This is a genomic window from Microvirga sp. RSM25, from assembly GCF_044784385.1.
Lineage (GTDB): Bacteria > Pseudomonadota > Alphaproteobacteria > Rhizobiales > Beijerinckiaceae > Microvirga > Microvirga tunisiensis.
Window position 1 is genome coordinate 4,656,939 of sequence record NZ_CP173039.1, and the last position, 12,235, is coordinate 4,669,173.

The window sequence follows — 12,235 nt, forward strand, 5'->3', positions numbered from 1 at the left end:
TCTTTAACACGTCCGCCCCAATCTTGCCGCAAAGTCCTAAAGGGGGATTCGGGGGAATGTCGTCTCTTGCTCGTGTGAGGCGGCCGTCGGTCCGGGTGCGCGTCGCCACGTTGAGTGGTGTCATGGTGCTCGGCTTTGCGGTCATCGGTGCGGTCTTTCAGACAGGCCGCAATGAGGTCGAACAGGCGCTGTCGGCGCAGCAGACCTATTCCGCCCTGGCTGAGAAAGCCAATCAGTTCCGGGGGCGGGCCGATGCCCTGAAGGTCACGGCCGGAGAATGGACGGCAAGCCGCCTGAGCCATCATGGCCAGGCCTTCATCGATCAGCACAAGGCTCTTGCCGCCCAGCTCGATGAAATGAGCACATCCACCGGTGCCGGCCTGATCGAACCCGAGGTCACGGCCCTGAAGCAGCACTCGGCGGCCCTGATCGGTCAAGGCAATGCTCTCGACAAACTCTATGCCGCCGTCGGCAGCAAGCCCGATGAAGGCGCGCAGGGACGTCTCCTCAAGGCGGAGTCGAACCTTGAAAAGCTCGTGCGCCCTCTGACGGGCAGCGGCGAGGCCATCACCTGGCGCCTCTGGGCGGCCATGCTCGGCATGTTCAATCAGGAGGCCCGCGCCCGCATTCTGCTCGAGGAAAGCATTCTGGGTGCCTTCGAGGTCGAGCAGGGTCGGTTCACGCGCGCTTTGGCCCAGCTCCCGGGTGACCCGAAGGACAAGGCGGCGATCGAATCTGCAAGCGTTTCGTTCCAGGAATCCTTCCATGCCTGGGGCGAGCTGGAACAGCAGGTCTCCGGCCAGGGCGAGAAGCTGATGGGGCAGTTCGATCTGCTTGTGCCCGTTCTCGACCAGCTCTTGGCCAAGGTGCGCGCCGAGGCGCACAAGACGGAAGAGCAGCTCACCGCTTCCCAGCATCGCACCTTCGCCCTGATCCTGTGGGCGATGGGCGCCACGCTGCTGTTCGGCCTGATCCTCAATTTCATCGTCGGACGGTCGATCTCCCTGCCGCTGACCCGCCTCCAGCAAGCCATGCGGCGGCTTGCCGACGGCGATGCGGCGAGCGAGATCCCCTTCACCGGCACCACCGACGAGATCGGCGCGATGGCCCGTACGGTCCTGGTCTTCCGCGACAACGCCCGCGAGCGCGAGCGGCTGACGCAGGAGCGCGAGGGCATGGCGGCCGTCGATGCCGAGCGAGCCCAAGCGATTTCCGACGCGATCATGGCCTTCGACACCTCGGTCGAGCAGATTCTTTCGGAGGTTCGGCAGGTCACGGGCGATCTCGCCAAGGCCTCCGGGCAGCTGGAGGGATCGGCCAATCACGTCACCCGGCAGGCGCAGATCGCGGGAGCGGCTTCGACCCGCACGGCGCACAACATGTCGGCGGTGGCGAGCGCCGCGGAGGAACTCGACGCCTCCCTCGCCGAAGTCGCCGCCCAGACCAATGCCTCGGCGCAGGCCTCCGAGCGCGCGGTGGCGGAAGCCCGGGGCGCTTCCGGCAGCATGTCGACGCTCTCGACGGCGACCTCGCAGATCGGCGAGGTGGCAAACCTCATCCGCTCCATCGCGGCGCAGACCAATCTGCTTGCGCTGAACGCCACCATCGAGGCCGCGCGGGCCGGCGAGGCCGGCAAGGGCTTTGCCGTGGTGGCCAGCGAGGTGAAGGACCTCGCTGGCCAGACCGCCAAGGCGACCGAGGAGATCGCTCGGCAGATCGAGGCCGTGCAGGCGGCCTCGCGCGAGACGCTGGTGGCGCTCGGCACCGTGCAGGCCTCCGTCGAGGATCTGGCGGGGGTCGTCTCCACGGTGGCCGGAACCGTCGGCCAGCAGACGGCGGCGGTGTCGGAGATCGCCCGCTCCGTGGCTCAGGTGTCCACGGAAGCGCAGGCCGGCACCTCCGCCATCGAGACGACGCAGGGCGTCGCCTCCGAGTCGCTCGACGCTGCCCGGAACGTGGCGGATCTCTCGGTCGCCCTGGAGCGGCAGGCCCAGCGCCTCGGTGCCGAGATCGGCCAGTTCCTTCAGAGCGTCAGGGCTGCCTGAAAACGTGACATCGGCCGGGATGCCTCAGGGCTTACCGGCCATCTCCCAGACGAGCTGAACGTTGGCCGTGTATCGGATCGTGGCCGGCGGCACGATCGGAACCGACTCGGCGCCCTTGGCCATCGCCATGGACATGCGCATGTCCGGCTGCGGCTCGAAGGGCTGGGCCGAGCCGTCCCGGATCTCCAGAAGGCGGCCTAGGGAGACGCCGGCGGCAGAGGCATAAATCTCCGCCTGACGACGGGCATCGCGCACGGCCGCCTCGCGGGCCTTGTCGCCGCCCTCTTCCTGTTTGTCGAGGCCGAAGGTGACCGACTGGAAGGTCATGTCACCGCTGGCCAGGATCTCGCCTGCCAGGCGCCCGACGCCGTCGAGGTCGCGGGTGGTGATCCGCAATTGATGATTGGCCGAGAATTTCGGGGTCTTCATTTCCTTGCCGTCCGGGCCGACTTGCTGGGGCGTCTGGAAGACCTGGAAATTCGCGGTCCGGATGTCCTCCCGCTTGATCCCGAGGCCCTGGATGCGGGCGAGAACCCGCTCCGTGGCCGTGTTGTTGGCGGCGGTCGCCTGCGCGACGGTCTCGGCTTGCGTCGCCACGGTGACATGGATGCGGGCGAAGTCCGGCTTCAGCTCCGCCTCGCCCGACCCCATCACGCTGATCGTCGGCTGGCGCGGCGTGGGAGCCTGGGCGAGCGCCGGGGACGCGAGACACAAGGCTGCAAGAGCGGCGGCAACGGCAAGGCGCATGGGAACGTCCTTCTTCAAACGAAAAAGCTTCGCCGAAGCATCGACTGGCTCCCAAAAGCGGACACCACTTTTGGGAGCCAGTCGATACTCATTCTACGCTAGCGATCGTTCTTCGCGGAAAACCGGATCCACTTTTCCGCACGATGCACCAAGGCGAAGCTTCAAGGGTCACGGGACAATGCCCGGGCGAACCTGAGCGGCGGATTAACGGCCGGTCTTCACCTTGGTCCAGAGCCGGGTGACGATGCGCTGCGAACGCTCGTCATAGGCCGTGTTGGTGAACAGGCGCTTCATGGTGGCCTCGTCCGGGTAGATGCCGGGATTGTCGAGGATCGCCTTGTCGACGTGCTGCTTGGCGGCGAGGTTGCCGGAGGCATAGGACACGAAGTTGGTGTTCTTGGCGGCAATCTCGGGACGCAGCATGAAGTTGATGAATTCATGCGCCTCGGCCGCGTTCTTGGCATCCGCCGGGATCGCGAAGCTGTCGAACCACATCAACGCACCTTCGCGCGGAATGACATAGCCGACCTCGACGCCGTTCTTGGCTTCCTCGGCGCGGTTCTTGGCCTGGATCATGTCGCCCGAATAGCCCACCGCCACGCAGATGTCGCCGTTGGCCAGAGCGTTGATGTACTCGGACGAGTGGAACTTCTGGATGTTGCCCCGGATGCGGAACAGGGCATCGCCCGCCTTGTTCAGATCCTCGATGCGCTTCGAATCCGGGTTGAGGCCGAGATAAGCCATGACGCCCGGGAAGAGATCCTCCGGGCTGTCGAGCATATAGATGCCGCAGGCCTTCAGCCTGGAGGAGATCTCCGGCTTCATCACCAAGTCCCAGGTGTTGAGCGGCACGTCGCCGAGAATCTCCTTCACCTTCTTCACGTTGATGCCGATGCCGGTGGTGCCCCACATGTAGTTGACGGCATATTGGTTGCCCGGATCGAACACGGCCAGACGCTGCGTCACCTCCGGCCATTGGTTGGCGAGGTTCGGAAGCTTGGTCTTGTCGAGCTTCTGGAACACCTTGGCGCCGATCAGGCGCTGCACGAAGGGTCCCGAGGGCACGACGATGTCGTAGCCGGACTTGCCGGCCAGAAGCTTGGTCTCGACGATCTCGTTGTTGTCGTAGGTGTCGTAGACCACCTTGATGCCGGTCTGCTTCGTGAACTCGTCCAGCGCCTTCGGATCCACATAGTCGGACCAGTTATAGACGTTGACCACGCGCTCCTGGGCGGTGGCGGCGGTGACGAGGCTTAAGGTCAGAGCAACCGAAGCGAGAAGACGGATCATCAGGGGTGGGACTCCTGGGATTGAGAGTGGCAACGGGGGAAGGCTAGGAAATTCCGGGCAAAGAAACAATGTCCGAATTGGCGGCAGGGGAGCCGGGACTCAGGCTGCCTTTCTGATCGCCTTCGCCAACCGCTCCAGCCCGGCGTCGAGGGTGGAATCCTTCTTGGCAAAGCAGAAGCGCACCACGTTCTTCACCGCGCCCTCCGCATAGAAGGCCGAGACCGGGATCGCCGCGACACCGTGCTCCATCACGAGGCGGCGGCAGAAGGCGACGTCGTCGGTTTCGCCCAAGGGCGCGATGTCGATGTTGAGGAAGTAGGTGCCCTGGCTCGGGATCACGTCGAAGCCTAGCGTCCGCAATCCATCGGTGAAGCGGTCGCGGCTCCGGGCGAAGTTTTTCCGCATGCCCTCGAAATAGGCGTCGTCCTTGGCCAAGCCGTAGGCCACCGCGGCTTGCAGGTTCGGCGCCGTCGTGAAGGCGAGGAACTGGTGCGATTTCGCCAGCACCTTCATGATGTGGGGTGCGGCGCACACGAACCCGACCTTCCAGCCCGTGAGGCTGAAGATCTTGCCGGCCGAGCCGATCTTCACCGAGCGCTCGCGCATGCCTTCGAGCCCCAGCACCGGCTGGTGCTTGCGGCCGTCGAAGACCACGTGCTCCCAGACCTCGTCCGAGATCGCGATGGCGTCGAACTTGCGGCAGAACGCGGCGAGCAGATTCAAATCCTCGTTCGAGAACACGGTCGCGGTCGGGTTGAGCGGATTGTTGAACACCACCGCCTTGGTCTTGGGCGAGAAGGCGTTGGCGAGCGCCTCCTCCGTCAGGCGGAAATGGGGCGGCTGCAAGGTGACGAATTTCGGCACGCCGCCGGCGAGCCGCACGAGGGGCAGATAGGCATCGTACATGGGCTCGAACAGCACCACCTCGTCGCCCGGCTCGATGATGCCGAGGATCGCGCCCGCGAGCGCTTCCGTGGCGCCCGACGTCACCATCACCTCGGTGTTCGCATCGAGATCGACGCCCTGCCAATGCTTGTAATGGGCCGCGATGGCGGAGCGCAGCTCCGGAATGCCCATCATCGAAGGATACTGGTTGTAGCCGTTGAGCACCGCATCCGCTGCCGCCCGCCGCACGTCCTCGGGACCGGGATCGTCCGGGAAGCCCTGGCCGAGATTGATCGCGCCGGTCTCCCGGGCAAGGCTCGACATGACTTCGAACACGGTGGTGGGAAGGTTGGCGAACAGTCGGTTCATGCCGCTCTCTCATGGATGGATGTTCGTGGCGTTGACGTGCTTCGTATCATGGAGCGGGCGAAGATCGAACCGGCAATCCTTTCAAAAAAGCCAGCACCCGTAGGCCCAGGGCTTGAGAGCCCTGAGCCGTGGGGTGATCGAGGGTGGTGCGCTGGGCAGCCCGGCTCGATGGCTATGGTGGAATGGGAAGAGCCGGACGGCGCCTCGCACGCGGGACTGTTAGGCGTTTACACTTGGTCCAGCCCAGGGCTGCCAAGGGCCTCCCGCCAACCGGCGTGCGAGGCCTGCTGCAGGACCGCTCCCCGCCCCACTCTTGCGACGCCTCGCGAGCGCCCCCGTCGGGCCAGGATGAACAAGGGTCTAGCCCAGATGAAACAGAGTGTCAAGAACAAAGTGAGAACATAGTCCGCAGACCTGGTTAAACCCTCCACGTCATCACCGGGCTCGTGCCGGTGATCCCGATCCGTAAAGCACTGCGCCTCACCGGATCGGGATGGCCGGGACAAGCCCGGCCATGACGGGGGAGCGTGTCTAGTAGGGCAGCGATCCCGATTGGATGAAGCGACCAAGCCTCACAGCATTGCGATGGCCGAGACAGGCCCGGCAATGACGGGAGAGGGTGTCCAGGGCCGTGATCCCGTTCGTCTCGCTCGCCCTCATCCTGAGGAGCAGCCGTGAGGCTGCGTCTCGAAGGCGTGTCCACAGAGCACTGAACTCCTCCTTCGAGACGCAGCTTGCAGCGGCTCTTCAGGATGAGGGCGGTGAGTCTGAACGCGGGATGGCCGGGACGGATCCCCGGATCGAGTCCGGGGACAGCCATGACGGGGAGCAGGACAAAGGAGAGTGTGATGAAGGATCGGGTCCTGCCCGGAGGGGGCGGAGGGGACGGGGATCCGCCCCCCACCTGCGACAGCCTGCCCGTGTCCCGTTCGCCTGAAGATGCCGCCTGTGCCGGTCTCCCTCTCCACACGGGAGAGGAAGAATGCACCACACTCGTCACAGGATCTGAATTCTGCTCCTCAGCCCCGGGACGGCGCCATGAGGCATGTTTGTCATCCGGGCATTTCGTGCTCTATCCGGAGGACGCAACGAAGCCGCCAACCGGTCCCTTGCATGTCCCTCGCCCGGTCGCCCCTCATCCCCGGCCTGATCGTCCTCATCGGGGCCTTGAGCCTCACCTCCCTGGTCATCGGCCCGGCGCCGATCACGGCGCCCTTGGCGCTGAAGGCGCTCGTGTCGGATCAGGGGGCGGTCAGCATCGTGGTGCGCGAGATCCGCCTGCCACGGACGGCGCTCGCCCTGCTGATCGGCTGGATCTTCGGTCTCTCGGGCGCAGGACTGCAGGGCCTGTTGCGCAATCCGCTCGCCGATACGGCGGTGTTCGGCGCGCCGCAGGCGGCGGCCTTCGGGGCCGTGCTCGTGATCTATTCCGGGCTGATCGGCACCCTGTCCTGGGCCCTGCCCTTCGCGGCGATTGCGGGGGCTCTCCTGTCCATCGCCCTGGTCGTGGCGGTCGCGGGACGGGGGGCCACCATCGTGGTGCTTGTTCTCGCGGGGCTTGCCGTCGGCTCTCTGGCAGGGGCGGGCACGTCGCTGGCCGTCAGCCTCTCGCCCAATCCCTTTGCCGTCACGGAGATCGTGTTCTGGCTCCTCGGCTCGTTCGAGGACCGGTCCATCGTCCATGTGCTGCTCGCAGCGCCCTTCATTCTCCTGGCCTCGGGGCTGATCCTGTCGGCGGCGCCGGGCCTGCGGGCGCTGGCGCTCGGCGAGGACACGGCGCAAAGCCTCGGGATCAACGTGCCGCTCCTGCGGGGTCTGATCGTCGCAGGCGCCGCCATCGGGACGGGAGCCTCGGTGGCCGTGGCCGGCTCCATCGGCTTCGTCGGCCTCGTGGTGCCCCATCTGGTGCGCCCCTTCGTGGGCTACGATCCGGCCCGCACCCTCGTTCCGGCGGGCCTCACTGGTGCAGCCCTTCTGCTCGCCGCGGACTGCGCCGTGCGCCTCATTCCCTCCGGCGCGGAGGTCAGGATCGGCGTGCTGACCGCCCTGCTCGGCGTCCCGTTCTTCCTCTGGGTGATCGCCCGGCGCAAGGCGGAGCTCGTGGAGACGCCCGCATGATGCGTCTCGAAGCCCGCTCCCTGTCGGTGGATCTCGGTGCCCGCCGGGCTCTCGACCGGATCGACCTGTCCCTGGAGCCGGGCCGCCTCACGGTCATCGTCGGCCCCAACGGCGCCGGCAAGACGACCCTGCTGCGAAGCCTGGCCGGGCTGACAGAGCCTGCACGGGGCGAAGTCATCCTGGACGGTGCTGCCCTCGCCAGGATGCGCGCCTCCGAGCGGGCGCGCTCCATCGCCTACCTGCCCCAGGGCGGCGGCGTGGCCTGGCCCCTGCCGGTGGCGAGCGTCGTCGCGCTCGGCCGCCTGCCCCATGGAGAAAAGCCGGACAGCCTGTCGGAGGCCGGCCGGAAGGCGGTCGCGACTGCGCTCCAATCGGTCGGGCTGCAGGGCTTCGCGCAAAGGCCTGCCACGGCCCTTTCCGGCGGCGAGCGCGGCCGGGTGCTTCTGGCCCGCGCTCTCGCGACGCAGGCGCCAGTGCTGCTGGTCGACGAGCCCGTCGCGGCCCTCGATCCGCGCCATCAGCTCGTCGTGCTCGATGTCCTGAAACAGCGCGCCCAGGCCGGCGCAACGGTGGTCGCCATCATGCACGACCTGACGCTGGCTGCCCGCTTCGCCGATATCATCGTGCTGCTGCACCAGGGGAAAATCGAAGCTTTCGGTCCACCGGAGACGGTTCTGACCGAGGCACGGCTCGCCGCGATCTTCGGCATCCGGGCTCGGGTTCTGAGGCAGGCGGGCAGCCTCCTGGTGGTGGCGGAAAGCCCTTTACCAGGCGCCGGATAACGGCATTTGCGCGCATGCCGCCTGTGACGGTCTTACATTGACAAAGAGGTGAGCCCAGCCGATACCCCGAGACTGGGGTATGGCAGGGCTATGAAGCGACAGGGTCTCAAGAAAGCGCTTATCATCGTGCACGATCTCGTGATGACGGGTGTGGCCGTCCTCGCGACCTTTTACGTACGCTTCGAAGGCTCGCTCCTGAACGAGCGCCTTGCTCATCTGCCGGTCTTTCTGCCGCCCTTCATCGCCTTTGCCGGCGTGGTCTACTGGTTGTCCCAGCTCTACCGGTCCAAATGGCGCTTTGCGTCCCTGCCGGATCTCTTCAACATCTTCCGGGCCGCGACCATTCTGGCTGTCGCCCTGCTGGTGGTCGACTACGTTCTCGTCTCGCCGCAGTTCCGGGGCACCTTCTTCTTCGGCAAGATCACGATCGCCCTCTACTGGCTGATCCAGATGTTCCTGCTGGGCGGCCCGCGGCTGGCCTTCCGCTATATGAAATATGCCCGCTCACGCCATACCCTCGAGCGCGATGCCAGCACCCCGACCCTGCTGCTCGGGCGCGGCAGCGACATCGAGGTGATCCTGCGGGCCATCGAGGCCGGCACGGTCAAGAAGACGCAGCCCAAGGGCATCCTGTCCTGGCGCACCGACGACCTCGGGCAATCCATGCGTGGCGTCCCGGTGCTGGGCACCTTCGGCGATCTCGACCAGGTCATTCAGGATTTCCACGAGCGCGGCACGCCGATCCGCCGCCTGCTGGCGACGCCGAGCGCCCTGCTGCCGGAAGCGCACCCGGACATGCTGCTCGCCCGCGCCCGCCGTCTCGGCCTGCCGCTGGTGCGGGTCACGAGTCTCGGAGAGGGCATGCGCGATGCCGAGCTCGCGCCGCTGGAGATCGAGGATCTGCTCCTGCGTCCCACGGTGCAGATCGACCGGAAACGGCTCGAAAACTTCATCCGCGGCAAGCGCGTGCTGGTCACCGGCGGCGGCGGTTCCATCGGATCGGAGATCTGCACCCGCGTCGTTGCCTTTGGCGCCAGCGATCTCCTGATCCTCGAAAGCTCCGAGCCGTCCCTGCACCACATCCTGGAAAACCCGACACTTCTGTCGAGCGACACCAACGTGGACGGCGTCATCGCCGACGTGCGCGATCGGGAGCGGGTGCGCGAGGTGATGACCGAGTTCAGGCCCGAGGTGGTCTTCCACGCGGCGGCCCTCAAGCACGTTCCCTATCTCGAGAAGAACTGGACGGAAGGGATCAAGACCAACGTCTTCGGCTCGGTGAACGTATCCGATTCGGCGGTGGAAGCCGGTGCCGACACCATCGTGATGATCTCCACGGACAAGGCCATCGATCCGGTCTCCATGCTCGGCGCCACCAAGCGATTCGCCGAGATGTACGGGCAGGCCCTCGATGCCGAGTTCATGGGCCGCAACGGCGCCACCCGCATCATCGCCGTGCGCTTCGGCAACGTGCTGGGCTCGGTCGGCTCCGTGGTGCCGAAGTTCAAGGCGCAGATCGCCCGCGGCGGGCCGATCACCGTCACCCATCCCGACATGGTGCGCTACTTCATGACCACCCGCGAGGCGGCGGATCTCGTGCTCACCTCCGCTTCCCATGCGGAGGAGAGCCGCGCCGTGACGGAGCGCACCAACGGCGACGAGCGCGCCTCGGTCTACGTCCTGAAGATGGGCCAGCCGGTGCGCATCTATGAGCTCGCCGAGCGCATGATCCGGCTTGCCGGCTACGAGCCCGGCGAGGACATCGAGATCGCCGTCACCGGCACGCGCCCCGGCGAGCGGCTGCACGAGATCCTTTTCGCCCGCGAGGAGCCGCGCACGGAAATCGGCATCGACGGTGTCATGGCGGCCAAGCCCATCTTCGCCGACCGGGACCGGGTCGATCAGTGGCTGCAGGTCCTCGCCCGCGCCATCGCGAGCGGCGACCGTGCCCTGGCGGAGCAGGTGTTCGAGGATGCGATTCCGGAGTTCAAGCGCCGGAAGCCTGCGCCTCAGTCTGTCGCGCCAGTTCCGCAAGCGCGTCTCGCGTCGAACTGACCGGCCGCCAGCCCAGATTCCTCAATGCTTCGGGACTCGCGACCAGCGAGCCCGCCAATCGCTCATAGGCCTCGCCCCGGCCGACGAGGGCGGCGGCTCCCTTCAGGACGAAGGACGGCACCGGGATCAGCCCCGGTCCGCGCCCGAGACCGCTGCGCAGCGCCGTGACCATTTCGGGAATCGTAACGGGCTCCGGATCGGCCACGATGAAGGGACGCCGCAAGGGGCCGGGCGCCTTCAGCACCGTGTCCACGGCGGCCGCCAGATTGTCGAGACAGAGCAGCGAGCGCTTGGCGCTCAGGCCGCCGAGCGGCAAGGGCCAGGGCGACTGCGCCAGGGCCAGGAGCGCCGCCATGTTGCCCTTCACGCCGGGCCCGTAGACGAGGACGGGACGAAGCGCCGCCCAGTCGAGCTTGAGTTCGCCGAGGCCCCGCTCGGCTTCGAGCTTCGAGCGGCCGTAAGGATCGGTGGGCTGCGGTGCCTCAGCTTCGGTCAGCACGCCCTCGGCTGTCGGACCGGTCTGGGCGCGGATCGAGGACAGGAACACGAAGCGCTTCACGCCCGCCCGCTCGGCCGCCTGCGCGAGCCTGACGGTCGCCTCCGTGTTGATGGTCCGATAATCGTCCTCCGGCCGTCCCGACATGGCATGGGCGAGACCCGCCGAGTGGATCACCATGTCCACGTCGCGCAGGGCCGCCGCCATGTTGTGAGGGGACGCGATGTCGCCGATCACCGCGCTCGAAGCGCCGACCGGCACCTCGGACGGGCGGCGCAGCAGCACCCGGACCCGATAGCCGCGCTTCGGCAGCTCGTTCAGAAGGTGCTGTCCGATGAAACCCGTGGCGCCGGTCAGGGCAATCAGGGGTGCGTTCATCGGGAAACCTCCAGTCTGGGCTGAGAAAAGCGCCTGAGAACCAGGCCGACGAGAACGGCGCCTGCGACGAGCGTCGCGATTTGCACCGCGCCCGAGGGCCAGACAAGGGTCATAGCGGCGAGGCCGGCCAGGACAAGGTTGAGTCCGAACACATGCGCGTCGACCCCAAGGACGGAAAAGCCGTTGTCGGTGGCCTTCTGGTAGAAGTGGCTGCGATGCGCCTCCCACACCTTCTCGCCGCGGGCGAGGCGGCGCAGCAGGGTGATCGTGGCATCCATCAGGTAATAAAGCGGCAGCAGGATCGCCGCGGCGAGCGCCCCCGTGCCCGCGAGCTGCAGCAGCATCCAGCCGACGAGAAGCCCGATGGGCAGCGAGCCGACATCGCCCAAAAAGAGCCGGGCGACGGGCCTGTTGAAGGGGGCAAAGCCGAGAAGCGCGCCGCAGAGGGCAAGGGCCAGGCCGACCACCGGCATCGGCGCGCCGGCCATCATCGCCAGCATGGCGACGGCGGCGGTCACGGGCACCATCTCGGCCACTGTGATCCAGTCGATGCCGTCCATGAAGTTGACGAGGTTCACGAACCATACGCCGCCGACGATGAGAACCGCGCGCTCGAGGCTCAAGGGGATCGCGTCCGGCAGGACACGGGCCTCGCTGACCCAGACCACCGCTCCCACCGCCAAGGCCTGGAGCAGGAGGCGCGGACCCGCCGGCAGCGGCCGGATGTCGTCGACCGCGCCGACCAGCGCGAGCGCCACGGCGGCGGCGGCCACAATGGCAAAGATGCCTCCGGGCCAGCCGTGGATGAGCAGGGCGATGCCTGTCACCAGGAGGCTTGCTCCGATGACGGCGATGCCGCCCCCCTGGGGGTTGGAACCCGGTGGCTGGAGCGCGCATTGGGGCGTGCCAGCGCATAGCGCACGAGCAGCGGCTTCAACACGACGATCAGGAAAGCCGAGAGGAGAGCCGAGGCTGGCAGGGCAAGAAGGAGCATGAGCGGACTTTACGGGGCGGACGCATGACGACAGGCGGGGCCGTCGCCGGGGTTCGGCTTAGAGTATCGGACCCGA

Annotated in this window: 8 protein-coding genes and 1 pseudogene; 4 read left to right on the plus strand and 5 right to left on the minus strand. The window is 66.8% G+C overall.

All coding sequences use genetic code 11. The features are described 5' to 3' along the window. Positions 1–56 precede the first annotated feature (56 nt). Positions 57–2,045: a methyl-accepting chemotaxis protein gene (locus tag ACD578_RS22175; protein ID WP_404288554.1), complete on the plus strand. Its 1,989-nt coding sequence runs from the start codon at positions 57–59 to the stop codon at positions 2,043–2,045. A gap of 24 nt (positions 2,046–2,069) precedes the next feature. Here the strand turns inward: ACD578_RS22175 and ACD578_RS22180 are convergent, their stop codons facing one another. The 3 genes from ACD578_RS22180 to ACD578_RS22190 form a co-directional block, all read right to left on the minus strand. Further along, positions 2,070–2,792 (minus strand): SIMPL domain-containing protein, encoded by a 723-nt coding sequence (locus ACD578_RS22180; RefSeq protein ID WP_162003062.1) that lies wholly within the window; start codon positions 2,790–2,792, stop codon positions 2,070–2,072. Positions 2,793–2,996: 204 nt separating this feature from the next. Next, a complete protein-coding gene (locus ACD578_RS22185; protein WP_404288556.1) occupies positions 2,997–4,082 on the minus strand; it encodes a polyamine ABC transporter substrate-binding protein in 1,086 nt (361 codons plus the stop codon). 99 nt (positions 4,083–4,181) lie between these two features. Continuing rightward, a complete protein-coding gene (locus ACD578_RS22190; protein WP_404288558.1) occupies positions 4,182–5,336 on the minus strand; it encodes an aminotransferase in 1,155 nt (384 codons plus the stop codon). Between the two features lie 1,113 nt (positions 5,337–6,449). On the opposite strand from ACD578_RS22190, the gene ACD578_RS22195 reads away from it, so the two are divergent. The 3 genes from ACD578_RS22195 to ACD578_RS22205 all read left to right on the plus strand — a co-directional run bounded on the left by ACD578_RS22195 (position 6,450) and on the right by ACD578_RS22205 (position 10,291). After that, a complete protein-coding gene (locus ACD578_RS22195) occupies positions 6,450–7,454 on the plus strand; it encodes a FecCD family ABC transporter permease (protein ID WP_404288560.1) in 1,005 nt (334 codons plus the stop codon). Then, entirely contained in the window at positions 7,451–8,236 is a 786-nt protein-coding gene (locus tag ACD578_RS22200; protein ID WP_404288562.1) for an ABC transporter ATP-binding protein, read from the plus strand. Before ACD578_RS22195 ends, ACD578_RS22200 begins: the two co-directional genes overlap by 4 nt. Positions 8,237–8,326: 90 nt before the next feature. After that, complete coding sequence (locus tag ACD578_RS22205) at positions 8,327–10,291, plus strand: SDR family NAD(P)-dependent oxidoreductase (RefSeq protein WP_404288564.1); 1,965 nt, start codon at positions 8,327–8,329, stop codon at positions 10,289–10,291. On the opposite strand, the gene ACD578_RS22210 is transcribed toward ACD578_RS22205, so the two are convergent. Both ACD578_RS22210 and ACD578_RS22215 read right to left on the minus strand, forming a co-directional pair. Beyond that, positions 10,224–11,165 carry an NAD-dependent epimerase/dehydratase family protein gene (locus ACD578_RS22210; RefSeq protein ID WP_404288566.1) on the minus strand — a complete coding sequence of 314 codons (942 nt, stop codon included), beginning with the start codon at positions 11,163–11,165 and terminating at the stop codon, positions 10,224–10,226. The two genes, ACD578_RS22205 and ACD578_RS22210, sit on opposite strands and share 68 nt — an antisense overlap. Next, a pseudogene (locus ACD578_RS22215) lies at positions 11,162–12,159 on the minus strand (glycosyl transferase). The gene ACD578_RS22210 and the pseudogene ACD578_RS22215 overlap by 4 nt, the downstream one beginning before the upstream one ends. Positions 12,160–12,235: the final 76 nt, after the last annotated feature.

Bases quoted from the DNA above. Each gene is read 5' to 3' on its own strand.
- ACD578_RS22195 (WP_404288560.1), top strand. From the start codon at position 6,450: ATGTCCCTCGCCCGGTCGCCCCTCATCCCCGGCCTGATCGTCCTCATC.
- ACD578_RS22210 (WP_404288566.1), bottom strand. From the start codon at position 11,165: ATGAACGCACCCCTGATTGCCCTGACCGGCGCCACGGGTTTCATCGGA.
- ACD578_RS22205 (WP_404288564.1), top strand. From the start codon at position 8,327: ATGAAGCGACAGGGTCTCAAGAAAGCGCTTATCATCGTGCACGATCTC.
- ACD578_RS22175 (WP_404288554.1), top strand. From the start codon at position 57: ATGTCGTCTCTTGCTCGTGTGAGGCGGCCGTCGGTCCGGGTGCGCGTC.
- ACD578_RS22200 (WP_404288562.1), top strand. From the start codon at position 7,451: ATGATGCGTCTCGAAGCCCGCTCCCTGTCGGTGGATCTCGGTGCCCGC.
- ACD578_RS22185 (WP_404288556.1), bottom strand. From the start codon at position 4,082: ATGATCCGTCTTCTCGCTTCGGTTGCTCTGACCTTAAGCCTCGTCACC.
- ACD578_RS22180 (WP_162003062.1), bottom strand. From the start codon at position 2,792: ATGCGCCTTGCCGTTGCCGCCGCTCTTGCAGCCTTGTGTCTCGCGTCC.
- ACD578_RS22190 (WP_404288558.1), bottom strand. From the start codon at position 5,336: ATGAACCGACTGTTCGCCAACCTTCCCACCACCGTGTTCGAAGTCATG.